Source organism: Rheinheimera sp. B2H12 (assembly GCF_059620065.1).
Genome location: NZ_CM184363.1, coordinates 2,492,203 through 2,517,221, shown reverse-complemented (window position 1 = coordinate 2,517,221; position 25,019 = coordinate 2,492,203). Strand labels below are relative to the sequence as shown.

General features: G+C 49.7%; 22 protein-coding genes. 10 read left to right on the top strand and 12 right to left on the bottom strand.

Features of this window, described 5'->3' with window-relative positions:
* Nucleotides 1–81: 81 nt before the first annotated feature.
* The gene (locus AC53GJ_RS10815) at nt 82–1,035 is read left to right on the top strand and encodes an N-acetylmuramoyl-L-alanine amidase (RefSeq protein WP_496732688.1); all 954 of its coding nucleotides are present in this window, start codon (nt 82–84) and stop codon (nt 1,033–1,035) included.
* Nucleotides 1,036–1,056: 21 nt separating this feature from the next.
* A complete protein-coding gene (locus AC53GJ_RS10810; RefSeq protein ID WP_496732687.1) occupies nt 1,057–2,454 on the top strand; it encodes a Na+/H+ antiporter NhaC family protein in 1,398 nt (465 codons plus the stop codon).
* Between the two features lie 62 nt (nt 2,455–2,516).
* Here the strand turns inward: AC53GJ_RS10810 and AC53GJ_RS10805 are convergent, their stop codons facing one another.
* On the bottom strand, nt 2,517–3,494 hold the full coding sequence (locus tag AC53GJ_RS10805) for an ADP-ribosylglycohydrolase family protein (RefSeq protein ID WP_496732686.1): 978 nt from the start codon (nt 3,492–3,494) through the stop codon (nt 2,517–2,519).
* A 71-nt stretch (nt 3,495–3,565) separates the two neighbouring features.
* Nucleotides 3,566–4,039 carry a GNAT family N-acetyltransferase gene (locus AC53GJ_RS10800; protein ID WP_496732685.1) on the bottom strand — a complete coding sequence of 158 codons (474 nt, stop codon included), beginning with the start codon at nt 4,037–4,039 and terminating at the stop codon, nt 3,566–3,568.
* Nucleotides 4,040–4,232: 193 nt separating this feature from the next.
* On the opposite strand from AC53GJ_RS10800, the gene AC53GJ_RS10795 reads away from it, so the two are divergent.
* Nucleotides 4,233–5,150 (top strand): EamA family transporter, encoded by a 918-nt coding sequence (locus AC53GJ_RS10795; protein ID WP_496732684.1) that lies wholly within the window; start codon nt 4,233–4,235, stop codon nt 5,148–5,150.
* Between the two features lie 106 nt (nt 5,151–5,256).
* Here AC53GJ_RS10795 and ppsA read toward each other — a convergent pair whose 3' ends face one another.
* A complete protein-coding gene (ppsA, locus tag AC53GJ_RS10790; protein WP_496732683.1) occupies nt 5,257–7,632 on the bottom strand; it encodes a phosphoenolpyruvate synthase in 2,376 nt (791 codons plus the stop codon).
* Between the two features lie 139 nt (nt 7,633–7,771).
* Here ppsA and ppsR point away from each other — a divergent pair, with 139 nt between their 5' ends.
* A complete protein-coding gene (gene ppsR, locus AC53GJ_RS10785; protein ID WP_496732682.1) occupies nt 7,772–8,581 on the top strand; it encodes a posphoenolpyruvate synthetase regulatory kinase/phosphorylase PpsR in 810 nt (269 codons plus the stop codon).
* On the opposite strand, the gene AC53GJ_RS10780 is transcribed toward ppsR, so the two are convergent.
* Entirely contained in the window at nt 8,544–8,954 is a 411-nt protein-coding gene (locus AC53GJ_RS10780) for a hypothetical protein (protein WP_496732681.1), read from the bottom strand. The two genes, ppsR and AC53GJ_RS10780, sit on opposite strands and share 38 nt — an antisense overlap.
* 417 nt (nt 8,955–9,371) lie before the next feature.
* Between AC53GJ_RS10780 and AC53GJ_RS10775 the strand changes: the two genes are divergently transcribed.
* On the top strand, nt 9,372–10,322 hold the full coding sequence (locus AC53GJ_RS10775; protein ID WP_496732680.1) for an HAD family hydrolase: 951 nt from the start codon (nt 9,372–9,374) through the stop codon (nt 10,320–10,322).
* Between the two features lie 27 nt (nt 10,323–10,349).
* On the opposite strand, the gene AC53GJ_RS10770 is transcribed toward AC53GJ_RS10775, so the two are convergent.
* From AC53GJ_RS10770 to AC53GJ_RS10760, 3 genes are all read right to left on the bottom strand, one after another.
* Nucleotides 10,350–11,417 carry a 2-dehydropantoate 2-reductase gene (locus tag AC53GJ_RS10770; protein ID WP_496732679.1) on the bottom strand — a complete coding sequence of 356 codons (1,068 nt, stop codon included), beginning with the start codon at nt 11,415–11,417 and terminating at the stop codon, nt 10,350–10,352.
* A 191-nt stretch (nt 11,418–11,608) separates the two neighbouring features.
* The gene (locus AC53GJ_RS10765) at nt 11,609–12,958 is read right to left on the bottom strand and encodes a class II 3-deoxy-7-phosphoheptulonate synthase (protein WP_496732678.1); all 1,350 of its coding nucleotides are present in this window, start codon (nt 12,956–12,958) and stop codon (nt 11,609–11,611) included.
* A 196-nt stretch (nt 12,959–13,154) separates the two neighbouring features.
* A complete protein-coding gene (locus tag AC53GJ_RS10760; RefSeq protein WP_496732677.1) occupies nt 13,155–13,616 on the bottom strand; it encodes a low molecular weight protein-tyrosine-phosphatase in 462 nt (153 codons plus the stop codon).
* A 342-nt stretch (nt 13,617–13,958) separates the two neighbouring features.
* On the opposite strand from AC53GJ_RS10760, the gene AC53GJ_RS10755 reads away from it, so the two are divergent.
* Nucleotides 13,959–14,636: a response regulator transcription factor gene (locus tag AC53GJ_RS10755; RefSeq protein ID WP_496732676.1), complete on the top strand. Its 678-nt coding sequence runs from the start codon at nt 13,959–13,961 to the stop codon at nt 14,634–14,636.
* Between the two features lie 69 nt (nt 14,637–14,705).
* Here AC53GJ_RS10755 and AC53GJ_RS10750 read toward each other — a convergent pair whose 3' ends face one another.
* From AC53GJ_RS10750 to AC53GJ_RS10730, 5 genes are read right to left on the bottom strand one after another with little or no spacing between them, the layout of a single operon-like run.
* Nucleotides 14,706–15,473: a CsgG/HfaB family protein gene (locus AC53GJ_RS10750; RefSeq protein WP_496732675.1), complete on the bottom strand. Its 768-nt coding sequence runs from the start codon at nt 15,471–15,473 to the stop codon at nt 14,706–14,708.
* Nucleotides 15,470–15,859 (bottom strand): curli assembly protein CsgF, encoded by a 390-nt coding sequence (locus AC53GJ_RS10745; protein ID WP_496732674.1) that lies wholly within the window; start codon nt 15,857–15,859, stop codon nt 15,470–15,472. Before AC53GJ_RS10745 ends, AC53GJ_RS10750 begins: the two co-directional genes overlap by 4 nt.
* A complete protein-coding gene (locus tag AC53GJ_RS10740; protein WP_496732673.1) occupies nt 15,859–16,224 on the bottom strand; it encodes a curli production assembly/transport protein CsgE in 366 nt (121 codons plus the stop codon). The genes AC53GJ_RS10745 and AC53GJ_RS10740 overlap by 1 nt, the downstream gene beginning before the upstream one ends.
* Before the next feature lie 58 nt (nt 16,225–16,282).
* Entirely contained in the window at nt 16,283–17,629 is a 1,347-nt protein-coding gene (locus tag AC53GJ_RS10735) for a hypothetical protein (protein WP_496732672.1), read from the bottom strand.
* Between the two features lie 37 nt (nt 17,630–17,666).
* Nucleotides 17,667–18,071, bottom strand: a complete 405-nt coding sequence (locus AC53GJ_RS10730; RefSeq protein WP_496732671.1) for a hypothetical protein — start codon at nt 18,069–18,071, stop codon at nt 17,667–17,669.
* Between the two features lie 290 nt (nt 18,072–18,361).
* Here AC53GJ_RS10730 and AC53GJ_RS10725 point away from each other — a divergent pair, with 290 nt between their 5' ends.
* The 4 genes from AC53GJ_RS10725 (at nt 18,362) to AC53GJ_RS10710 (ending at nt 25,006) form a co-directional block, all read left to right on the top strand.
* Complete coding sequence (locus AC53GJ_RS10725; protein ID WP_496732670.1) at nt 18,362–20,893, top strand: S8 family serine peptidase; 2,532 nt, start codon at nt 18,362–18,364, stop codon at nt 20,891–20,893.
* A gap of 164 nt (nt 20,894–21,057) precedes the next feature.
* Nucleotides 21,058–21,963 (top strand): AAA family ATPase, encoded by a 906-nt coding sequence (locus tag AC53GJ_RS10720; protein ID WP_496732669.1) that lies wholly within the window; start codon nt 21,058–21,060, stop codon nt 21,961–21,963.
* Nucleotides 21,951–22,874: a DUF58 domain-containing protein gene (locus AC53GJ_RS10715; RefSeq protein ID WP_496732668.1), complete on the top strand. Its 924-nt coding sequence runs from the start codon at nt 21,951–21,953 to the stop codon at nt 22,872–22,874. The genes AC53GJ_RS10720 and AC53GJ_RS10715 overlap by 13 nt, the downstream gene beginning before the upstream one ends.
* The gene (locus AC53GJ_RS10710) at nt 22,868–25,006 is read left to right on the top strand and encodes a transglutaminase TgpA family protein (RefSeq protein ID WP_496732667.1); all 2,139 of its coding nucleotides are present in this window, start codon (nt 22,868–22,870) and stop codon (nt 25,004–25,006) included. Before AC53GJ_RS10715 ends, AC53GJ_RS10710 begins: the two co-directional genes overlap by 7 nt.
* Nucleotides 25,007–25,019 lie beyond the last annotated feature (13 nt).

Genomic DNA, 25,019 nt, shown 5'->3' with positions numbered 1-25,019 from the left:
CCTGTTGCCCTTGTACAGGACTGGCTGCAGCAGCTTCTGATGTGTTATTGTTTGATTTTAAAAGAAACACAGGTTGTTTCGATGCGTTTGTGCCGTCAAGAAGTCAAACTGAACTGTATACTGCTGGCAAGTCTGTTGCTGTTGGCAGCCTGTGCCACTGCTCCCGGTTCAATCCGCCAGCCGGTGTTGGACCATCATGGCGCTGTATTTTATCCTTCCGCCAATCAAAATCAGCGGATCCGCTTTGTGATTTTGCATTACACCGCAGGCAACTGGCAACAATCCTTGCAGGCACTGACTGAGCAGAGTGTAAGGCCAGTCAGCAGTCATTATTTGATCCCACAATCGCAGGATGCCAGTTATCCAACGGCAGAACCGTTGAAAATATACCAGTTGGTATCCGAACAGCAGCGTGCCTGGCATGCTGGCCCCAGCCGCTGGCAGGACAGGCATAATCTGAACGATCAATCCATTGGTATTGAATTAGTCAACGAAGCGCAATGTGAACAACTGCCAGATGCGCTAGCAGAACCGCAGCAACCGCTGTGTATCACACCGGACTTTGATCCGGCACAGCTGTTATTACTGGCCGAGTTACTGCAGGATATACTCAAGCGTTACCCGGATATCACGCCGGATCGGGTGTTAGCGCACAGTGATGTGGCGCCGGAGCTTAAACAAGATCCAGGACCACGCTTTCCCTGGCAATGGCTGGCAAGCCGTGGCATAGGCGCCTGGTATGACAAGCATCAGCTTAAACAGTTCTGGCAGCAGCCGTTATGGCAGGCCGAAGACGTCAGAGCCTGGCAACAGGCGTTAAAACATTATGGTTATGCGATTGAAGTCACAGGCCAGTTAGATGCACAAAGCCATAGTTATCTGCTGGCCTTTCAGCGTCATTTTGTGCCTGAGCAAATGGATGCCCAGCCGAATCGTAAAACCCTGGCTGTGCTCGCTGCCTTATTGGCAAAATATCGGCCTGCAGCCTTGCAGCAAAAATCTGCGGCAGTTCAGACTGCTGAAATCAAGCCATAATAATAACAACTGAGGTGAAATGTGTCGGATTGGTTAACCTTGCTACCTGCGCTGGTTGCGCTACTGGTGGTGTTGTGGAAAAAAGAAGTCATAGTTGCGTTGTTGTTAGCCCTGCTCTGTGCCGAACTGTTGTTATTATTGCAAACTGGCAGCTCAACCGGCAGCGCCATCGCGATGAGTGGCATCCAGACGCTGGAGGCGCTGGTTAAGGTGATGACAGATGCAGGCAATGCCCGTTTGCTGTTGTTTTCACTGTTAGTCGGCGTGTTGATGGCTTATATGCGCTACTCTGGCGGTGTCAGTGCGCTGGTCAATAAGCTGGTCAACCGCGGTATTGCCAAAAACGCCCGCCAAACCCGCTTGTTGGCCTTTAGCACTGGGGTGGTGATTTTTATTGAATCGAATCTGTCGGTATTAACTGCCGGTATTTTATCCCGCGGATTGTTTGATAAATTCCGGTTATCACGCGCCGAACTGGCTTATATCATTGATAGTACCAGCGCACCTATTTGTATTCTGATCCTGCTCAACGGCTGGGGTGCTTATGTGCTGGGTTTATTAAGTAGCTATCAGTTGCCGGATAATCCAGTCAGTATTTTACTCCAAACCATTCCGCTGAATCTCTACCCTCTGCTGACATTGGCGCTGGTGTTATTTACCATTCTGACTGGTCGGCATTATGGCCCGATGCGGTTGGCCAATCAGCAATTACAAATCAGTGGCAGCGAGCTGCCAACAGAAAGTCAAATTGTACCGGGTAAAGCTCGGTATATGCTGCTGCCGCTGCTGACGATGGTGCTGTCGATGGTTGGTTTTATGTATTGGACCGGCCAGGGCGATTTAACCGCCGGTTCAGGCTCTAAATCGGTGTTATATGCCACCGGATTGGCCACTATAGTCGCTTATTTGCTGCTAGTCATGGATAAAAAGTTTAGTCATCAGCAACTGGTAGATATGGGTTACAAAGGAATGAGCGAGTTGTTGAGCCTGGTGACCATTTTATTATTGGCCATAGCACTGGGCGCCAGCATGAAGACACTCGGCACCGGTAGTTTTATTGCATCTTTGCTGGCGCAGTCGATGCCACTGATGTTATTGCCCGCGATGTTGTTTTTGGCTGGTGCGCTGATCTCATTTACCACCGGCACGTCCTGGGGCACTTTTGCCCTGCTGATCCCTATTGGCATGCCATTGGTGGCGGAATTACAATTGCCACCGGCGTTAATTTTGGCTGCTATCCTGGGCGGCGGTATTTTTGGCGATCATTGTTCACCTATTTCAGATACCACAGCAGTCAGTTCAGTCGCGGCTGGCTGTAATTTATTGGAGCATGTCCACACACAATTGCCCTATGCGTTATTTTGTGCCGCGCTCAGCCTGCTTGGGTATCTGTTGTTAGGCTGGTGGATGATTGGCTGATGATCAGCCATATCGTCAATGATTGAACTATCGTCTAAGGTGGCAGCATTAACTCGCTGCCACTATTTTGTTTGTGGGATCAGGCAAATCAATTTTTCTGCCAGTTGCAGAATATCTTGCGGCCATAACGCCTGAGGTCTGGGTTGTTCGACACCTGTCACCCCTTCCTGCGGTTTGCATTGCTCTATCGCCTGCAGCCACTGATCGCCGCTTTCCGGCATCCCTTGAACTGCGGCCACCAAAGTCGCAGCGATGGCGGCGTTAGTACCGGTATCACCACCCTGTCGGATCGTTTCGACCACTGCTTCTTCCACACTTTTGGCGTAAAGCATTTGCCAAATCGCATTATGAAAAGCACAAAGCACAGGTTTAATCGGCGTGGTGAAATCGGCTGGTGGCATAAACAAAGCCTGTTCAATCACCTTATGCAAGGCATATTCAACTTTCAGCTCGTCTGCCCACAACAGCAGATCCTGATACAAAATTTCAGCGTCAGCACCAGTGTCAATCGCTTTTGCCAACATCATTGCATACAAAGCGCTGGTTTGCTGACATAACAGTGCAGGTTGGGTCAACGCAGTATCTTCAATGGCCCAGGCGGCAATTTGTGGCAAGGACACCTGCACACCCAAACAAGCAATGGGTAATAACCGCGCTAACGCGGCAGCGCTAAAATCACGCTCTTCCGGCTGTACTTTCAGCGCGTGGCTCATCGCTGCAGAAGCGGCAAAAGGGTCGGTTTGCAACCAATAATGATAAGCATGTAAGGCATGATCTTCATCATAAGCAGCATAAAATTGCAGCATCCTGCCAAGTAATAACACCAATTCACCATCTTCTGTTGGCTGGCCTGCCAGCGTATGCCAGGGCCCATGCTCATGCAAAGTCAGTAGTTGGTTTTGGCTGTATTGCTGCCGCTGTGCAGGCGTCTCGAATTCAACCTGACTCCCCAGCGCTTCAGCGGCAAAAAAGCTCAGCCAGGCGGCTTGCGCCCGATAAATTTGTGCCTGCTGCTGGGTTGGCTGCTGTGCTGCTTTCATTATCGGCTCCGCTTAGAAATTTATGCTAATGAGCTTACATAAGGGATTGATTATTTACCAGTTTTTGATGGTTATATAACCCTGTTTTTTGTTAAATCGGGCGCTTTCAGCACAAAACCACGCTCAGTATCCCCATTAAACCCCAGGCTTTGATACAAGGCATGGGCTTTAGGTCTTTGTTGGCCAGATAACAACATCACTTTGGCACAGTCACGCTGCCAGGCCAGGTCCAGGCAATATTGGATGACTGCTTTAGCCAATCCCCGACCACGGTATGGGCTGGCTGTGACGACATGCTCAATCAGTGCAAACGGCCGGCCACCATAAGCCAGATTGTGCGCCAGCACCAGCATGGCGGTGGCAGTTAAATCTTCACCCGTCTGTGCAACGACCAGTCGTTGCTGCGGGTTGGCCAGGATCAAGTCTAATTGCTGCCGGGCCAATGCTGGTGTCAAGGCCGGATCATTGGGTCGCAGTTCCTGATATAATTTCAAAAGTTGGCATAAATCGCTCGCTTCGGCCAATCTGATCACCGTCGTTGACATCACCATTCCTCGTCATAGTTGCTGTTGATAAATTATCAGAGTTTGATTCTGTGCTAAATATAAAAAAAAACACAACAAAAACAGCAGTGAAACGCTTGACCTCAAGTTAACCTCAGCTTTTATAGTGTCGCCCTTGCCTGATTTGGTTGCCTAAACCGATATTACTCTGCCAAGGCAGATCCGAGGAGAAAATGTGAAAACTGTCCAATGGTATGATCCATGGCTCACCGCACTGGCCCCACTGATTTGGGGTAGTACTTATTTACTCACCAGTGAATTGTTGCCACCGGATGTACCTTTATTATCCGCCGCATTGCGCACTTTACCCGTTGGTTTATTCATGCTGTGCTGGCTCAGACAATTACCAACAGGCGATTGGTGGTGGAAAGCGATAGTGCTCGGCCTGCTCAATATCGGCGTATTTCAGGCGCTGTTATTTGTCGCCGCCTATCGGTTACCAGGCGGCGTCGCAGCCACTGTGGGTGCTATTCAACCCTTGGTCGTGGTGATGTTAAGTGTGCTGGTGTTGCGCCAGCCTTCACGTTTGACCAGTTGGCTGGCTGCACTGGGAGGTCTGGCGGGGATTGCGCTGCTGGTACTAGGACCGGCTGCTCGTTTTGATGGGGTCGGTTTGCTTGCCGCTGCAACAGGGGCGACGGCAATGGCGGTGGGCACTATCCTGACTAAAAAATGGCAACCCAAGGTCAATGCGATGGTGCTGACCAGTTGGCAACTCACAGCCGGTGGTCTGGTGCTGCTGCCTGTGGCACTCTGGTTCGAACAGCTGCCGCCTGCGCTGACAGGCAGTCAAATCCTGGCCTACATCTGGCTCGGACTGGTGGGGACAGGTTTTAGCTATATTTTGTGGTTACGCGGTGTGTTGCGATTGTCGGCACCGGCGGTGTCGAGTATCAGTTTATTAAGTCCGGTCAGTGCGACCTTGCTGGGATTGCTGGTGTTGCAACAAAAGCTGGATTTACAACAAAGTATCGGCATGGTGCTGGTGTTGGCATCTGTCCTGATTGGTCAGTTGAGCAGCCAGCCTGCAGCGAACATCACCACAGCCAGGGCTTTACCTCTATTAACTGGACCAGAGGCTGACAAGTCTTAGCAAGCAAAAAAAGCTGAGAACTATGCCTCAGCTTTCTTACCCAAGAACAGCCATTCGCGCTGTGAGTGCCGGCTACCCGGCACTGGCTTGTGGTCTTAACCTTGCTTTAACCGCCGTATTTCTGCGCCAGATATAACCAGGTTTCGAGCACGGTATCAGGATTTAATGACACCGAATCAATGCCCTGTTCCATTAGCCATGCCGCAAAGTCTTCGTGATCAGAAGGGCCCTGGCCACAGATGCCGACATATTTACCTTTGGCTTTAGCCGTTGAAATCGCCATCGACAGCAATTTTTTGATGGCAGGATTACGCTCATCAAATAAATGCGCGATCAAACCTGAATCGCGGTCCAGACCTAAGGTCAGCTGCGTTAAGTCATTGGAACCGATAGAGAAACCATCAAAATATTCCAGGAACTCATCCGCCAGCAAACAGTTACTTGGCAGTTCGCACATCATAATGACTTTCAGACCGTTTTCACCGCGTCTCAAGCCTTGCTCTGCCAGTAAATCAATCACTGCCGCCGCTTCTTCTAATGTCCGGACAAAGGGGATCATAATTTCGACATTGGTAAAGCCCATGTCATTGCGAACACGCTTTAAAGCTTCACATTCGAGCGCAAAGCAATCCCGGAAATCTGCTGAAATATAACGGGACGCGCCGCGGAAACCAATCATCGGGTTTTCTTCATGCGGTTCGTACTGCTGGCCACCCACCAGATTGGCATATTCATTGGATTTAAAATCGGACATCCGCACTATGACACGTTCTGGTGAAAATGCAGCTGCCAGTGTCGAAATACCTTCAGTGAGTTTACCAACATAATATTCAACCGGTGACGCGTAACCTGCCATCATCTGATCTATGGTGGCTTTGACATCTGCCGGCTGCACATCATAGTTCAGCAAGGCTTTAGGATGCACGCCAATACCACGGTTGATAATAAATTCCAGCCGCGCCAGACCAATACCGGCATGGGGTAATTTAGCAAAGCTGAACGCCCGCTCCGGATTACCCACGTTCATCATGATTTTCATTTTCAGCGGTGGCATCTGGTCAACCCGAGAGGTCACCACATTAAATGGCAGCAAACCTTCGTAGACAAAACCTGTGTCGCCTTCAGCGCAAGACACAGTCACCTGCTGGCCGGTTTTAATCAGGGCCGTCGCATTACCACAACCGACCACCGCCGGAATGCCAAGTTCACGGGCAATAATAGCGGCGTGACAAGTCCGGCCACCACGGTTGGTGACAATAGCCGACGCCCGTTTCATGATAGGTTCCCAGTCCGGATCCGTCATGTCGGTGACCAGTACATCCCCTGGCTGAATTTGGTCCATATCGGCGATGCTGGCCAGCACTTTGGCGGTACCTGAACCGATTTTATGCCCGATGGCACGGCCTTCAGCCACGATAGCGGCGCTGCCTTCTAATTGATAACGCTCCATCGAGTTGCTGTCTTCGCGAGAGCGCACAGTTTCAGGACGGGCCTGCACAATATACAGCTTGCCATCAATCCCATCTTTAGCCCATTCGATATCCATGGCGCGGCCATAATGCTGCTCAATGATGATAGCCTGACGGGCCAGTTCTTCCACTTCGGCGTCAGTGAGCGAAAATTGCCGGCTTTTCGCCATGGCAACATCTTCAATCCTGACCTGTTTGCCATGGCCCTGTTCGGCAGAATAAACCATCTGCACTAATTTAGAGCCCAAAGTACGACGTACCACGGCCGGACGACCGGCACTGACCGTTGGTTTATGCACATAAAATTCGTCAGGGTTCACGGCTCCCTGCACCACCATTTCACCTAAACCATAAGATGAGGTGACAAACACCACATCTTCAAAACCTGATTCAGTATCAATAGAGAACATCACGCCAGAAGAGGCGCAATCTGAGCGCACCATCCGCTGAATACCGGCAGATAATGCAACACCACGGTGGTCGTAACCCTGATGCACGCGGTAAGAAATGGCGCGGTCATTAAATAACGAGGCAAATACATGTTTGACGGCTTCGATGACTGCGTCATAACCACGTACGTTTAAGAAAGTTTCCTGTTGTCCTGCAAAAGAAGCATCTGGCATATCTTCAGCAGTCGCTGAAGAGCGAACAGCAAAAGAAGCGTCATCGCCCATACCGGCACAAAGTTCGGCGTAAGCACTACGGATAGCCTGTTCAAATTCAGTCTGGAATGGGGTTTCAATCACCCATTGCCGGATTTGCGCACCGGCCTTGGCCAGTTCAGTGACATTGTCTACATCAGTTTTATCCAATAACTGATAGATCCGCTCATTGACACCACTTTGCTCAAGAAACTGATTAAAAGCTTCTGCAGTCGTGGCGAAACCGCCTGGTACTTGTACACCGGCATTTGCCAGGTTACTGATCATCTCACCCAATGAGGCATTTTTGCCGCCGACCCGAGGGACATCTTCCATGCCCAGATCCTGGTACCAAACAACGAATTCTTGCACAGTATGTCTCCAATTTTTGTTGCAGGTTAGGTAAGCTTACGAGACTGGCTACATAAGCAAAATGATTTTACACTGCCAGACGGCTTAAATAAAACCTTAATTTTTCATGTAATTTTATAACAACAATCAGGAGCATAACGTGAGAACAGCCTTCTATATCTCGGATGGGACCGGTATCACTTCAGAAGTGTTCGGACACGCCTTACTCTCACTGTTTCAGGCTGAATTCGACCACGTTACCATCCCGTTCGTCGAAACAACTGAAAAAGCACAACAGACCAAACAACGGATAAACGATCGTTATAAAACAACCGGCGTACGGCCGCTGGTGTTTTTTACCTTTGTTGACGAACAACTCAGAGCCATTATTAACAGCTCAGAAGCGGTCTGTTACGACTTTTTAAATGCCTTTGTGGAGCCGATGCAAAAGGAACTGGGCATTCAGGCCATGCCAAAAACCCATCGCACCCACAGCATTCATGAAAAAACTTATGATTTTCGCATTGATGCGGTCAATTATGCGTTGGCCAATGATGATGGCTCCAATTTAAAAGATTACGCTAAAGCCGATATTATTCTGGTGGGCGTCAGCCGCTCTGGTAAAACCCCCACCAGCTTATATCTGGCACTGCAATATGGAATTAAAGCTGCCAATTATCCTTTTGTCGAAGAAGATATGGATATGCTACGTTTACCTGAAGTATTACGCGCCAATAAAAACAAACTATTTGGCCTGACCATCACACCAGAGCGGCTGGCACAAATTCGTGAGCAGCGTCGGCCAAATAGCAGATATGCCTCACTGCGGCAATGTAAAATTGAATTGGATGAAGTGGAAAATTTGTATAAAAAAGAACGGATCCCATTTTTAAATTCAACGACCTTATCGATTGAAGAAATTTCAGCCAAAATCATGGCGGAGACCGGTCTGAAACGACAGAAATATTAGCGATCACCAGTTCTGTGTTTAGGGTACTGGATTGACCATCATTATCACGAACCGTCAGCTGCACTTGAACCCTGGTTTGTGCGGCTGGTTCGTGAAAAGACACAATGTCTATTTCGGCTCCCCGATAGGAACTTCCATCAACCCGCCACAAAAATTCGACAATTTCGCCATCCGCGTCAGTGGAAAAACCAGCGCTGAGCCTTGCCACATGCACTGGAGAATTTGGTCGTGGCAGATAAAAATTGCGGCTGACATGCGCCACCGCCACCGGGGCTTGGTGCGCTGTCGTTGCACCCTTGCCAGCGAGCAATCTGGTTGCTGCGGGTGTCACTTTATGCTGCCAGTCTGCGGCCAGCAGACGAAGATGTGGCATTGAATGCAGTCTATAGCTGTCTGACCATGAACTGGTCAGATGAAACTGCATGATCAAACTCAGCCAGATTAAGTTCATGATTCATCCCTTCTTTTTGCTAGCTGCGCTGCAGATAAATCCGAACGCGACGAAATACCGGTTTTGTCCATCACAGCCGGTCACTGCACAAAGATGGTATCAAACAATAAAAAAATGGTTAATCAATGTCTTGATTAATAATCTATTCATCAAATTTATGTAAAAAAACCGCCGTGCCAGCTGTTGATAAATCTGTGATGAAATCAGAAGAAAAGCTAAAACTCATTGATTCAAATGAAAAAAATATACTTTTCTTCGACCGAATCAGTGATACCAGTCAAACGCACTTTGTTATATGCTATCAGTAGATCATCATCATAAAGCTATAGTGAGAGTGCAATGCAGCAGAGGATAGATCCGTTAGCCTCGTGGCAAGCTGGTGCAGCCAAAGACGCCATCCTGCAATTTATTGATAGGGTCACCCACGCCGGTGAGCATTTTGTGCCAATAGAGCAACGTGTCGCGGTGTTTGATCATGATGGCACTTTATGGGTAGAAAAACCTATGGTGACAGAACTGGCTTTTATTGCCGATTTACTGCGGCATGATCCAACACATGCCGTGACCGAGGGTGAGAGTTTTTTTGGTGGTTTATTTGGTCATCATCTTGGCCAATGGCTCAGTTATATCCGGCACTGGTTTGCGCTGTTAATGCGGCAGTTACTGGCGGATGGCCGTTGGCTGTTACGCGAGTTTATTGATGGGATCAGTACAGATGATTACCAGCACTTTGCAAAAAATTGGTTACAACATGCCCGCCATCCACGCTTTGACTGTCTTTATCCGGAGCTGGTTTATCAACCGATGCTGGAGGTGCTGGCCTTGCTGCAACAGCATGGCTTTAAAAACTATCTGGTGTCGGGGGGGAGTAATTATTTTATCCGTGCTATGGCGCAAAGCAGTTATCAGATCCCACCTGAGCAGGCGATTGGCAGTCAGGTACTGACGAGACTGACGGAAAAGAACGGTCGATTACAGGTTGAATTAAGGCCCGTGCCCTGGTTTCTCGACAATGGCAGTGGCAAAGTGCTGGCAATAGCAAGCCGGATTGATCGCCAACCAATCGCAGCCTTTGGCAATAGTAGCGGTGATATCAAGATGTTACGTTGGGCGGGCCAACATCCGGCAGCCTTATGCATGCTGGTTCACCATACCGATGCCAAGCGTGAATACCAGTACAGCCCGGGCGCAAAAACCTTACAGGCGGCAGCTAAATATCAATGGCAACTAGTTGATATGGCACAAGACTGGCGACGGATCTTTCCATTTGAACCCGATGATGTGGTTTAACAGCGGCCAGTGCCGACCAAACCGCCATTAGCAAGTCCTGTTGGTTAAACGCCTGCAAAGCTCAGTCGGTGAAAACTGCATCACCTCACCTTGCTCCAGATGTTTTACCAATTCGACAATAGCCGAATTGACCGGCGTTGGTACCCCGGTCTGGATCCCAAGCCGGATAACTGCACCATTGAGATACATAATCTCGGTACGCCTTCTGGCCTGGATATCATCCCACATCGAAGAGCGGGCATGCGGCTCAATTTTTAGCATTGAGCCGGCCAAGAGTTGAAAAAGCCAAGTCGGCAAGCGCAATAATGCCGGCAGCCAGGCATTGGGTAATAGGGTCATTGCCAGCGGTTGCAATGCCAGTGCCTTGCAAACATCCAACCATTCCTGCATCGCCGCAGCCAGTACCTGGCGCAATTGCGGCTCGCGTAATTGCGCCCGTAATGGCATACCAGACACAGCATTGAGCGCATTATTTAGATTCAACAGCAACTTGCCGTACTCTGCCCGCTGCATATCAGCCACATAACGCAATGTCAGCCCTTGCTGTTGTAACAGAGCTGCCAAATAGTTCAGTCGTTGATCAGCGGTTTTCGGCCATAGCAAAGCGCCTTCAGTGGCCATGCTGAAATGACCAGCACTGCTTTTTACCACATTAAAAGGCACGATAGCCCGATACACCGGATTTGGCAGTTCATGCTGCAACATTTCAGCAATACCAATGCCATTTTGTAACGCCAGCACCGGGACTTCCGGACGCAGAAACTTTTTCAATTGTGGGATCAGACTGGGCAAACTGGTAGCTTTGACGGTCAACAGCACCAAGTCGCATTCAATCAGACTGACCAGTGATGTGTAAAAAGCCGGACTGCAACATTGCGGCGATTGTCCCGGGCAACTGGCAGTTAACCCATAGGCAGCCAGTTCCAGAGCTAATGATTCGCGGCCAAAAAATTGCACCGCCAATTGTTTGTGCTGACTCAGCAAGGCACCGAGGAAACAGCCAATAGTACCGGCACCGACAATACCTAAGGTCTGTGGCATCGTCATCAGCAGCGGCTGCCGGCTGGTTATCGTATCAAAACCCTGATTTGTCATGACGGTTGGCTCTGGCAACTAACTCAGATCATCAGTCTGGGCTATCCGGCCTCAGTCTGCAACTGCTGTCAGCTTAACCGCCGACAGAGTTCAGAACTCACAACACGACACTACGCAAGGCATCAGTGTGACCAAAAATAACAAAGCCTCAGTCAGGCGGGTGCATGACTGAGGCTTGCTGCAGGCAAAGCTTACTTGCGGACGCTTTGTAAGGTATCGGCGATTAAAAACGCCAGCTCCAGCACCTGATCGGCATTTAAGCGCGGATCACACTGGGTCAGGTAACGTTGGCTTAAATCATGTTCTGATAAGCCGTAGGCGCCGCCAGTGCATTCAGTGACATGCTCGCCGGTCATTTCCAGATGAATACCACCGGCATGGCTGCCTTCGGCTTGATGGACCTGGAAGAAACTGCGGATCTCGCGCAGAATGGCTTCAAAATCACGAGTTTTATAATCATTGCTGGCTTTGACGGTATTCCCATGCATTGGATCCGAGCTCCATACCACTTTACGGCCTTCGCGCTGGACGCGTCGTACCAGCGCTGGTAATTTTTCCGCCAGTTTATCGGCACCCATCCGGGTGATCAGCGTCAAACGACCAGGAATATTGTCCGGATTAAGTTGATCAATCAGCCGGATTAAGTCCAGTTCATCCATCCCAGGACCAATCTTGACACCGATAGGGTTATGGATACCGCGGAAAAATTCCAGATGTGCATGGTCAAGTTGGCGGGTTCTTTCACCTATCCACACCATATGCGCCGAACAGTCATACCAGAGTCCGGTCAGCGAATCACGCCGCGTTAAGGCTTCTTCATAATTGAGTAATAAGGCTTCATGCGAAGTGTACAACGAGGTTTCGCGGATAGACGGCGAATTTTGCGCACTAATACCACAAATTTCCATAAAGCGCAGTGACTCCTGAATACGCTGCGCAATATCCTGATATCGGCCTTTGAGCGGGTTTGACTCAACAAAGCCCATATTCCAGCGACTGACCTGATGTAAATCAGCCAGACCACCTTGGGCAAAGGCCCGCAATAAGTTCAGCGTCGCCGCGGAATGATGATAGGCCGTCAATAACCGGTTTGGATCCGGCGTCCGGGCCGCTTCGTTAAATTCGAAACTGTTAACAATATCGCCCCGGTAGCTTGGCAGACTCACCCCATTGATCGTTTCCAGATCACTGGAGCGAGGTTTAGCATACTGTCCTGCCATTCTGGCAACTTTGACCACTGGACAGCCGCCAGCAAAAGTCATCACCACCGCCATTTGCAGTAACACTTTGAAGGTATCGCGGATCTTTGGCGCATTAAAGTTACTAAAACTTTCCGCACAATCGCCTCCTTGCAGTAAAAAGGCTTTGCCTTCGGCAACCTGGCCTAACTGACTAAAGAGATCACGGGTTTCCTGAGCAAAGACCAAAGGCGGAAACGAATGCAGTTGTTTCTCAACATTGGCCAATAAATTCAGATCATCGTAATGAGGTTGTTGTTGGATGGGAAAATCTCGCCAACTTTGGGGCGTCCACGTCGTCACTTTGCGTATCCTATCTAGGTTATGAAATGGTTTGAGTTCACTTTGGCTATTAATCCACAGACAAAGTAAATTTATTAACCGCGAAATTCAATCGCTATTTGGAAAAAAGCCAAAACTATTCGCCTTACTGCACAAATAAAACGCGAATTCAGCGCCAGCAACGTTAAAATGAAAAAAAATCACTACATCAACGCCGCTATTGCTGCCTTGCTTGCTTCAGATGTTGCAATAACCCCATGCAACTGAGTTCAATCATCTGTAACACCAGTTCAAAGCCTTTGCTGCCACCATAATAGGGATCTGGCACTTCAGATTGCGCCGGATAAGCTGGATGGTAACTCATCAGCAGTTGCAGTTTTGTCTGCTGCGGTGCCGGGCATTGACGCTTTAAATCGGCCAGGTTTTGCTTATCCAGCGCCAGGATCAAATCAAAATCGGCAAAATCACTGGCTTTTATTTGCCTGCCATAGATATGGCGAAAGTCATAACCAACGGCAGCCCGCACACTACGAGGATCTGGCGGGCTGTTTTTCATCGCATGCGTACCAGCCGAATCCGCTTCCACCTGCAGGTTATGTTCGGTGGCCAATTGCCGGAATACCGCTAATGCGGTCGGCGAGCGGCAAATATTCCCCAGGCAAACAAATAAAATTTTCATTCCCGGCAACACTCCCTTCTGACATTTTGTTGATATTTATTGTCATGCTACCACTGTCTTGTTGCATTCATCACAGCAATATTAAAGTCAAAATCCGCAATTACTGCGCATTGGACCGCCAACCTCAATTTTTTATCATATGGCCGGATGGCCGAATATAACAGCAACCACAAACTTTCACATAATTTACAACAATTTGTTATTTGCAGTTCTGCATTAAAGCTATTACATAATTAATTACTGATGCAGCATTGTTATAATAATTAAGTTGCAAAGTTTAAAACAGAAATAATGTCAGCACGAACTTTCAGGATGTAGTTCAACTCAGACCCAGGATTGGTAATGCAAAAATTTAATAAATTAATAGTGATCACCGAACGCGAACCTTTGCAACATCTGACACTACTGGCCCAGTCCGTTGGGATCAAAACCAGCCAGATCCCTAAACACGAATTATTGCAACTTGACGTCTGCTCTCATTCACTGATTGCGCTGCCTTGTTACGGCAAAAAATTGGACCAGCGCAGCTTAGTACAGGACATTCGTTACCTGCAGCAAAAAGCGCCGTTGTTTTTATGTCAGGCCGAAAAGAATTTACTCGATTTACCGCAGGCGTTGCAGCTGGGTCTGAGGGGGGTGATTTATCGGGATGATGCGATGGATAAAGTAATGACAGCGCTCCAGGCGCTGTTTCAGGGCCAGTTATATTACCCACGTGCCGTGTTATCAGCTGTGGTGGATGATTTGTTTGTCCAGTCAGCACAGCAACCAGAGGATAAGTTACAACTACAACATGCGGCCTTATTAACCAGGCAAGAACGTAAAATTATTCAGTTGGTAGCTGAAGGTGCACGTAACAAGGAAATTGCCGACAGTTTAAATATCAGTGCTCATACTGTGAAAGCACACCTGTCGACTATTTTTCGCAAAACGCAGGCCCGCAACCGAGTGGAGCTATTACGCTGGTATCAGCAAAGTGGTCAACAACCGCTGCAATTAGCTTTTGCAAGGCAAGCCTGATCCATCTGAACAGAATGCCCGGGGCTCTCTCCGGGCTATTCAGGCTGGACTGTATTATTCAGGCAAGGTTTAATTGCCAGGCTGCTCTGCTTGCCAGAAGCCTTTTTGCAAACCTTGCTCTGTCAAAGCCACCACCGCAGCTTCTAATGCCAGTTTAACAGCTTGTTGCACAGGTTCATTGGTGCTATAGCCGCCTTCCATCTCCGCCAACCGATTAAAAGCAACATAGCGAAATAAGCCGCTGCGTAATTCTTGCGAAAATACTTTTTTATTGCTGGAGACCGACAACAGGACCTGGCCGCTATGCACATCGACTGCTCTTAAATACAAGGTAATTTGATCTTCCCGATACAACTCAGAAGCGCCAATACCAAAATACTCAGCACCAATGCCGCCGGTGCTGATATTACTTTCATAACCGACAATGCCACCTTCCAGCACCAGACGGGCCTCTTTTAGCGGGGGTAATTCCACATTTTTTTTGTTGCCGCTATGAATTTTTCGCTCGGTCAGCAAGTTTTGCAGCCCTTCCCGCTCCAATGGCACAAACCAGCCGGATTCCAGCAACGTCTGGGTCAGCATCGACGTCGCGCCCTGAGTCACTGCGGTGGAAAAGCTGGAGACATTGGCCTGCGGTTTATACTGACCGGTTTGATCACGAAAAGCATAGACGGACACCGGAATGGCAAACTTGGGTTTGGGTTGCTGCTGCAATGTCTGCATAGTGCTACTGGCGGCATCAACCATGGCAGCTTCATGTTTTAATTCTGGTTTTGGCACAAAAGCACAACCGGACAACCATAAAGTCAGACTAACAACGACAAAAGTCCACTTCATTGGATGTCTCCACTGACGGCTGGCATCCGGATGAGGGTGACTTCGCCATTTTCGAGCCGGGTAATTTGCACTATGATACTGCCATCTGTGTCATGACTGACCACCACATTAAATTCCCCGGTGTTATAAACGCCTTCCACCATTTCACCGTCGGCAATACGCCGGGTTAAAGTGTTAATGATGTTACGTTCCAGCGCTTCACGGAATTTATCGACAAAAGTTTTATCCGTAACTTCAGCCTTATGGCTATTCTGAAGCTGGGCTTTTTGCAGCAGAAAATTGCCATTCATCGGATTGCCGCCAAAACTAGGATTGACTGGTGTATACACCAGCTCAGTCGCCTGCAGCGGCCAACAACACAGCGACAAAAATACCAACTTCTTCATCAGTGACTCCCGGGGTTCAATTCGGTCGCAGCGTACTCAGGGTCGCTACCGAATAAAGCATCGGCATTTTTTAATGCCAATAGCTGAATACTTTGCAAAATAGCCTGTTCCGCCTGCGCTTTGACATCATTTTGGCGCCGGCCAAATGTCGTTTGGTAAATGCGCTGCTGGTCCATTTCGATCCACAATCTGGTGCCGGCTTGTGGGTACACCTGTTCATAGATCACGATGGTGGTGCCTTCTGTGCCTGGCAACTCCCGCCAGTAGCTGGCGAAATAGAAGCTAAAGTCTTTGCCAAAACGCGACAAGGTGCGGTCAAGCACCATGCCGCCTAAACTAAGCTCAGTCGCAGAGGCACACGACACTGCCAGTCCTAAGACCAGCAGCACAGCGTGACTTTTGAGACAAAATTTCATCAGTGGGTTAATTCTGGCTGACAGAGGCAACGTTAAAATCACCTGTTTGCAGCACAGTCAGCACATTACCGTTGCCTGCCTGTGATAAGTTCACCAGGTTATCATTGCCGGTCTGAGTGACATCAACTACACCATCGCTACCCACGACACTGGCAGGCGCAGTATCCCCGCTGATCCAGTTGCCATCGCCGCGTTGCAGCACTGTTAATTCGTTCTGTTGACCGGACACCAGTAAATCAACCAGGTTCAGATCGCCACTCTGTTGAATATCCGCCACAGTATTGGTCGTTTCGCCGGTGACCACAGCTTCATTGCTATTGCCGCTTTGCTTAAGCTCAATGCTGTTATCCGCGCCTTTGACATCAACCACCGCCAGGTTTTCATCGCCGCGTTGGATAATTTCGATGTCCAGACTGTCACCGCCGGTGGCGATGGTGGCGGAGTTTTCATCACCACGCTGATAAACATCCACCACGTTGTCATTGCCGACCAGACCTGCGGCTGCTTCAATGCGGTTACTATTGCCTTCTTGCTGGATGAACACCACATTGTCATCACCGGTAAAAGGCTGCAGTAAAAATTGGTTGTCATCGCCTTGCTGATAGACATCCACCAGATTGTCATCACCACTGACATCACGGGCGATGAATGTATTCAGATTGCCATCCTGTTGAATGAAAAACTCATTCTGCGACCCTGTTAACCCGACGATCCCGCCCACGTTGGCATTGCCTTCCTGCTCAACATCCGCCAGGTTATTATTGCCAGTGACGTTGATCAGACCCGCTTCCTGGATATTGCCACTTTGACTGGCTGTCAGTTGGTTGCCGTCACCGCTGAATGTGCCATTGGCCCAATTGCGATCGCCAGTTTGACTAGCTGTGATCTGACTACTGGAACCCGCAATATCTGCGGTGGCTTCGTTTTCTTCGCCTTGTTGCGTGAAGTCGACCTGATTGTTATCGCCGCTGACGACGACCGTAGCCTGGTTGAAAAAACCAGTCTGGCTGCTGCTGATCTGATTATTATCGCCTTGTGCCTGAATTTGCACTATGTGCCAGTCATCCTGCTGCTGCACGGATAGGGTATTGTTTTGACCTTCAGTTTCAGCGCTCGCTTCATGCCATTCGCCATTCTGACTGATACTGGTGCTATTGAGTTCACCTTGCTGGCCGACTAAGGCAAGGTTTAAAGTACCGGTCTGTGCCACAGTTGCGGTATTGCCTTCAGCGACACCAGCCACAGAGCTTTGAACGATAATGACTTCATTGTCATCGCTGGCCGCCGCTGCTGGTCCCGCAATCGCCAGACCAATCGCCAGCGCTAACATTGATTTATGTGCAGTTGTTTTCATCTTTAATTCTCCATGCTCGATTTTATCTTGTTGATTTTTAATATTGCGTTACAGAAACAGCGCCGCCATCACCGATTTGCTCGATACTGAAGCTGGCGCTTCCCTGTTGTTCCAGTTGCAAAAAGTTGTGATTTCCCCGCTGCAAAATGGTCGCGTGGTTGTCATCTCCTTTTTGCAACAACAACAGTGCATTGCCTTGGCCAGTCTGTAACAAATCAGCTTGATTATTCAGGCCGAATTGCCAGATCAGCGCCATATTAGCGTCCTGTTGTTGCTGCAAATTCAACTGGTTGTGTTGCCCCTGTTGCTGGATATGCGCCAGATTTGCCAGATTCTGTCTCTCCAGCAAAGCTGACAGCGTCACCGACAGTTCGGGTTCAGCCCAGCAGCTACTGCTTTGCAACAGCAAAACCAGCAGTACGAACCAGCTTTGTTGTTTCATTGGTGCCCTCTTATGCCTTGCTGTCTTTATTCAATCTAAAGCAGTGGTTTGGCGCGACAATCAGACAAAAAGGCTATTTTTTCTGCAACCAGCCGCAGTGGTGAGTAGTCAAAACAGAGAAAAATCAGCAAGTTATTGCAATAAAATGAATAAAATATGGCAAAAGAACTAATACTTTATTCCATTTTTTTTGGATAAACTGTTTTCTTATTCCAATTTGATGTTATTGGTTAATAGGTGTCTTTGTGATGACACCCAATAAGCAAACTTAAATTGATAAGGGACTTACCATGCGTCAAAAAACTTTTCTTACGCTTGCGGTGCTCAGTGCACTCGCCAGCGGCTCTGCGCAGGCAAATAGCATCGAAGCGGCCAGCGATTCAGTGCTGGTAGTATTTAAACCAGGCGTCAGCCAACAAGAGCGCGCTGCGGTATTAAAAACCAATGGCGTATCGCTGCGTTATGCCGATGCCGACGGCCTGGACCGCCGTAGTCGTTATCTGGCAGATGGCCGTATTGCCGAAATCGCCGTGCCAAAAGGGGTCAGCCGAGATGCGCTGCTGAAGAAGCTGAGCAAACACAAAGCCATCAGCATTGCTGAGCCGAACTACATCATCAAAGCTATCAGCACAGAGCGGCAGCAAGTGACCCCTTCAGATCCACGTTTTGCCGAACTCTGGGGCTTGCATAACACAGGACAGGCCGGTGGCCGGGTCGATGCCGATATCGATGCACCTGAAGCCTGGGAAATCACCAAGGGCAGCCGGGATACCATCATTGGTATCATTGACACAGGCTTGGACTATAACCACCCGGATTTAGCGGCCAACCGCTGGGTCAACCCGGGCGAAATTGCCGGTAATGGTCTTGATGATGACAATAACGGCGTGATTGATGATGTCTATGGTTACTCTGCTTTTAGCAACAATGGCGATCCATTTGATGGTGAAGGTCATGGTACCCACGTGGCTGGAACTATAGGTGCAGCCGGTGACAATGGCGTCGGGGTGGTCGGGGTCAACTGGAATGCCACTTTATTGCCTTGCCAGTTTTTAGGCCCGGATGGCACTGGTAGTACGGCCGGTGCTATTGCCTGTATCAACTATTTCACCAATCTGAAGCTCAATCATGGTGTCAACGTGCGGGCCACCAACAACTCCTGGGGCGGCGGTGGTTATTCTGAAGCGTTAAAACTGGCGATCAAAGCCGGTAATGATGCCGAGATCCTGTTTATTGCAGCGGCAGGTAACTCAGCCCAAAACGCTGATGTGACGCCACATTATCCGGCCGGTTATGATTTGCCTGGTATAGTCGCGGTGGCTTCAACGGATCGCAATGACAACCTGTCAAGTTTCTCTACCTATGGCCCAACCACGGTAGATGTGGCAGCGCCAGGCTCTGCCATTTTATCGACTTTACCGGGCAACACCTACGGTTCATTATCCGGTACTTCAATGGCGACACCGCATGTGGCTGGTGCTGCTGGCTTGATTTGGTCATTGTCACCGCATCTGACCATCAGCGAAGTGAAACAAATTCTGCTCGACAGTGGCGAAAGTTTACCGGCGCTGGCAGGGAAGATTTTATCCGGCAAACGGATTAATCTGGATGCCGCTTTGGCAGCAGCCGATCCGGTACCTGGCTTTGGACTTGGTTTAACGCCTGCCCGGCAAGAAATTACCGCGGGTCAGAATGCTGTTTATCAGTTGGCTGTCTCTGATATTGCCGATTGGGAAGGTCAGGTCAATTTTACCGTCAGCAGCAACCCGGCCTTACCTGGCCTGGCTTTATCCGCCAGCTCGGCACAGCCTGGACAAAGCTTGACGCTGACAGCACCAACCACAGCCGCAACGGCCTGGGGTAATTATGAACTGACGGTCACAGGCACAGATGCCGCAACCGGCGAGCTGGTGAAAACTGTCAGTGCTGCCCTGGCGGTATTGCCGCAAGGCTTGCAGGATTTACCTTTTGAAAACAATAATCCAGTTGCCATTCCTGATAATAACCCAGCCGGTACCACCAGTCTGATCAACGTGCCTGATGCAGCGACCGCTTTTGCGGTGACGGTCAGTGTCGATATCACCCATACCTGGATTGGCGATTTGACTGTGAAACTGCGCTCACCGGCAGGCACTGAGTATACCTTGCACAATAAAGAAGGTGGCAGTGCTGATAACATTGTTAAAACCTGGACTTTAAGCCAGTTTAATGGTGAACAGGTACAAGGTGATTGGTCGTTGTTTGTCAGTGATACCGCCAATCTGGATACCGGTACACTGAACAAGTGGTCACTCAATCTGAAAGTGTTGCCAGAAACCGGCCCGGATCCGATCGCACCAGTATCAGCCTTTAGTTACAGTGCCGATACCCTGAACCTGAGTTTCACCAGTCAGGCGACAGATGCCGATAACGAAATTATCAGCTGGTTATGGAGCTTTGGTGATGGCAGCACATCAACTGAGCAAAACCCAACGCACAGTTACGCACAAGGCGGGAGTTACGATGTTAGTTTGACGGTGACGGATGCCACCAATTTAAGTGCCACCTCGACTCAGACCTTAAGTCTGGCCGATGTCAGCATTGAATTGTCTGTACTTCGTTCGCAACGCGCCAGAACAGGTTCAACTATTGTTGACTTACGTTGGAGTGGAGCCTCCGCTGATGTGGAGTTATATCGTGATGGTGTGCTGGTTGGCCAGTTAGACAACAACGGCAAGTACCGTGATCGCTTTAACTCGACAGCACCTACAGCGGTGTATCAGCTCAAACAAGTGGGCAGCACAGCATTCTCTGCGCCTGTCACGGTACGGTTTGAGCGTTAAGGCACTGTTTTAAGCTCATCCTGATAACGAAGGGCCGCCACTGCGGCCCTTGTTTCGACCAGTTTTTATCGCTGGAAAAGCTACCTTTGCTTTAGTCCGGCTGCTGACAACAGACGAAGGCTCAGGCAAGATAAGGTCTTAGTCCATTTTTTCAGCAGAGCCTCATGTACAGTGCAATAGCCGCCGTTGAACACACCTTGAATCAGGTGATCTTAGGTAAAAGCAGTCAAATCAGACTGGCACTTTGTTGTTTACTGGCCAAAGGCCATTTACTGCTGGAAGATTTACCAGGTATGGGCAAAACCACCCTCGCCCATGCCTTGGCATCTTCGCTTGGCTTACAATATCAACGGGTCCAATTTACCAGCGATTTATTACCGGCAGATCTGACCGGCTTTAGTGTTTATGATGCCAGCAGTCAACATTTTAGTTTTCGGGCCGGTCCGGTGTTCAGTCAGGTACTGCTGGCCGATGAAATTAATCGTGCCAGCCCAAAGACGCAAAGTGCTTTGTTAGAAGCCATGGAAGAACAGCAAGTGTCTGTTGATGGTGAAAGCCGGCCTTTGCCTTGTCCTTTTTTTGTCATCGCGACGCAAAATCCGCAATACCACAGTGGTACCCATCCATTGCCAGAATCTCAGCTGGACAGATTTTTGATGCGGCTGACGCTGGGGTTTCCGGACCGGGTCGCAGAGCTGCAGTTATTGCAGCAACAACATCAACCAAAGATTGAACTGCCGTTATTGACTGCAGCGCAGTTATTACAGATCCAGCAACAAATTCCGCAAGTCCATGCCAGTGCTGCATTATTAAATTATCTGCTTGATTTGCTCTCGCACAGCCGGGGCCGTACTGATATGCAGGCCTTATCACCAAGAGCTGGTAAGGCGCTGCTGCTGGCGGCGAAAGCCTACGCCTATATGCAACAGCGAAATTTTGTCACCTCAGACGATGTGCAGGCTGTGTTTGCCGCTGTGGCTGAGCACCGCTTACAGAGCACAACCAATTCACAGCAACATCAGGCTCACTTTAGTCAACTGTTACTGGCGCAAACGCCATGTCCGGTCTGAGCCGCTTGACCAGCCGGGCCTGGGTCCGGCAACGTCTGCTGCGCTGGCTGGCACGCCGCCAACCTGCAGTCGCAAGTCTGACCTTACGCCATCGTTTTTTATTGGTGTTGCCAAGTCGCTATGGGCTTGCTTTTAGCGGCTTAATTTTATTGCTCTATATCCTTGGAACTAACTATCAGAATAATCTGGTGTTGCTGCTTAGCTATTTGCTGCTCAGCCTGCTGCTGCTTTGTATCGTATTAAGTTATCAGAACTTGGCTGGCCTCAGGTTACTGGCAGGTCCGCCTGTCGCGACTTTTGCCGGACAGCAACTGCAGTTGATCGTTTCCCTGCAGCAATGGCAACATCGTCAATCGTTGCAATTTGAACTCGAACACTGGCAATGCCAGCAACAACAAGGCTGGTTGCAATTGCAACATCGGCCAACCAAACGGGGTTTATATCAGTTACCCAGACTGAAATTATCTTCAGTGCATCCGTTTGGCTTGGTCAAATGCTGGTGTTATCTGGCACTACAGCAGCAGTATTGGGTCTATCCAACCCCATTGCCGCATTCACAAACACCGGCGCTTGGCAGCAGCAACCCGGATCAAAGCTGGTCTCACCTGCAACCTTATGTTCAGGGCGACAAACTGCAACGCATCGATTGGAAAAAGCTGGCCCGTCAACCCACTCAACCTGTCGTCAAAGTCTATCAGTCGGAGCAGGCGCGCCCCCCACAGCTTTGCCTGGTGCTACCGCAGCTTGAAGGCGCTGCGCTTGAGCTGAAATTACAACAATTAACCCGGCAAATACTGGATTTGAGTGCTGCAGGTCAGTCCTACTCGCTGCAGCTACCCGATGCATTGATCAAGTACGGCTCAGGTCCGGAGCAACAGCAACTTTGTTTGCAGGCGCTGGCGTTATGTTAGCGCTGCAACAGTCGCTGAGTTGGCGGTTATGGCTGGTCCAACTGGCATTGTGCTGGTTGCTGAGTCCGGCCTTTTCCAGTGTCAGTTTACTGAGTTTTGCTTTGTTACTGTTGCTGAAATTACTGCAACTACGCTGGCACTGGCGGGCCTGGCGACTGACAGAAGCCAATCTGGTGGCCGCAGTACTGGTGCTACTATTTATCCTGACCAGCCGCAGCCAGGGGGTACTGGCGCTGATGGTGCATTTGCTCTATCTGGCGGCATTATTGCGTTTACTTGGTTTTCGCACCAGTGAGCTCAATGATGCCAAGCAACTGATGTTGGTGCATTACCTGCTGCTCGCTTGCGCGCTGATATTGCAGCAGGACCTGGTGATTGCACTTGTGGTGTTGCTGGTCTTTTTAGGACAACTTGGGGCGCATTATCTCGCATTTGCCAGCCAACCGGTGCGGCTTCAGCCGATTGCGCTGCTGAAAAGTAGCCTGGTGATCTTGCCGCTGTGGGCGCTGTTGTTTGTGTTTCTGCCAAGGCTACCGCCCTTGTGGCAATTACCCGTCACGTCCGTGGCGCAAACCGGTTTAGCCGAAGTGCTGTCTCCAGGCAGTATCAGCCAACTGGTCAGTTCGGATGCGCTGGTATTTCGGGCTGAGTTTAACGGGGTTGCGCCCACCGATGCCGAATTGTACTGGCGGGCCAGGATCTATCAGCATTTTGATGGCAACAGTTGGGTTCAGGCCGACTCAGTCGGCAGCGTGGATCCAGCCTGGGCCTTACAACAAGCGGAAATATTATCTGCAAGCCAGCCCAATCCAGCCGCAGCGGGCCAGCGGATTGAATACAATTTATTACTTGAACCACATCAGCAACAACATTTGTTCAGTCTGGCATTGCCGGTCACGCTACCAGAACGCAGTCGGCTGACCACTTTGGCTTTGTTGGAAAGCCGGCGGCCACTGAGTCAACAAACTCAGTTCGCCTTGCAAAGTTGGTTAGGCCCACTGCCCGAATTACGTCCGCGACCAACGAACGCACTGCAGGCCGATCTGCGGCTGCCGTCCGGCAACCCGACCAGCCGGCAATTGGCACTCGATTTGAAGCGTGTTGCTGGCGGTGATGCCCACTTGCTGGTGCAGCAAATCCAGCAGTATCTGCAACAAGGTGGTTTTGTCTACAGCCTGACCCCGCCCGTATTACAAGGCGAACAAATCGACCAATTCTTATTTGCCAGCAAAAACGGTTTTTGTAGTCATTATGCGCAAGCAGCAGTATTTTTGCTGCGCGCAGCTGGGATCCCCAGTCGGATCGTCGGTGGTTATCTGGGCGGCGAATGGTTGGCCAATGGCCGCTATCTGCAGGTGACGCAAAAAGAAGCCCATGCCTGGGTGGAGTATTATCAGCAAGGACAGTGGCACCGATATGACCCAACGCTTGCAGTGGCACCAGCACGTGCTTTTAGCAGACTGGATGAACTCTTTGCGGCCGACAGTTTGGCAGGTCCGGTCGCGGTGTTTTTACAACAGCACTGGCAACGCTGGTTATTGCAACCGCTGTCTGAACTTGATTATTTCTGGAGTCGCTGGATTTTAGGATTTACCCCGGCCGCACAATGGCAGTTATGGCAACAGATCCAGCACAGTGCAACTGTGATGCTAGCGCAATTGGAAGCGCAGTTGAACAAGGTCAATGCAACTTGGCCAGTGACAAGCTGGCAGCGCTGGCTTGCAGCATTCAGCGGCTGCGTGTTCAGTCTCAGCCACGGACTGATGCTGCTTTGCACTGGCTTGTTATCTGCGAGTCTGTTGTTTTGGAGCTGGCATCGCTATCGAATCTGGCAACAACGATTGTTGTTACAGACAGCCCCTGCGACCTTGATCCTGCAATATCTGACGCCCTGGCAACCAAAAGTGCAAGGACAAACCATCAGCGCCTATCTGCAACAGATAGCGGATCAACAACCTGCGCTGCAATCGCAACTACAGTTGCTGGCAGAGCACTACCAGCAACTGAGTTTTGCCACTGATCAGAGTGCAAAAACCGCCAGCCAGTGTCTGCAATTGTTGCAACAGATCAAGGCTCAGCTGCGAAGACAACAACTCAGGGCCAAGTTATTAAAACCCTATTTCAACAGGTAATTGCCTTGGCAAT

Coding starts and splice junctions, on each gene's coding strand:
- AC53GJ_RS10815 (WP_496732688.1), top strand. CDS start 82: ATGCGTTTGTGCCGTCAAGAAGTCAAACTGAACTGTATACTGCTGGCA.
- AC53GJ_RS10805 (WP_496732686.1), bottom strand. CDS start 3,494: ATGAAAGCAGCACAGCAGCCAACCCAGCAGCAGGCACAAATTTATCGG.
- AC53GJ_RS10800 (WP_496732685.1), bottom strand. CDS start 4,039: ATGTCAACGACGGTGATCAGATTGGCCGAAGCGAGCGATTTATGCCAA.
- AC53GJ_RS10780 (WP_496732681.1), bottom strand. CDS start 8,954: ATGCCACATCTTCGTCTGCTGGCCGCAGACTGGCAGCATAAAGTGACA.
- AC53GJ_RS10775 (WP_496732680.1), top strand. CDS start 9,372: ATGCAGCAGAGGATAGATCCGTTAGCCTCGTGGCAAGCTGGTGCAGCC.
- AC53GJ_RS10770 (WP_496732679.1), bottom strand. CDS start 11,417: ATGACAAATCAGGGTTTTGATACGATAACCAGCCGGCAGCCGCTGCTG.
- AC53GJ_RS10760 (WP_496732677.1), bottom strand. CDS start 13,616: ATGAAAATTTTATTTGTTTGCCTGGGGAATATTTGCCGCTCGCCGACC.
- AC53GJ_RS10755 (WP_496732676.1), top strand. CDS start 13,959: ATGCAAAAATTTAATAAATTAATAGTGATCACCGAACGCGAACCTTTG.
- AC53GJ_RS10750 (WP_496732675.1), bottom strand. CDS start 15,473: ATGAAGTGGACTTTTGTCGTTGTTAGTCTGACTTTATGGTTGTCCGGT.
- AC53GJ_RS10745 (WP_496732674.1), bottom strand. CDS start 15,859: ATGAAGAAGTTGGTATTTTTGTCGCTGTGTTGTTGGCCGCTGCAGGCG.
- AC53GJ_RS10735 (WP_496732672.1), bottom strand. CDS start 17,629: ATGAAAACAACTGCACATAAATCAATGTTAGCGCTGGCGATTGGTCTG.
- AC53GJ_RS10730 (WP_496732671.1), bottom strand. CDS start 18,071: ATGAAACAACAAAGCTGGTTCGTACTGCTGGTTTTGCTGTTGCAAAGC.
- AC53GJ_RS10725 (WP_496732670.1), top strand. CDS start 18,362: ATGCGTCAAAAAACTTTTCTTACGCTTGCGGTGCTCAGTGCACTCGCC.
- AC53GJ_RS10720 (WP_496732669.1), top strand. CDS start 21,058: ATGTACAGTGCAATAGCCGCCGTTGAACACACCTTGAATCAGGTGATC.
- AC53GJ_RS10715 (WP_496732668.1), top strand. CDS start 21,951: ATGTCCGGTCTGAGCCGCTTGACCAGCCGGGCCTGGGTCCGGCAACGT.
- AC53GJ_RS10710 (WP_496732667.1), top strand. CDS start 22,868: ATGTTAGCGCTGCAACAGTCGCTGAGTTGGCGGTTATGGCTGGTCCAA.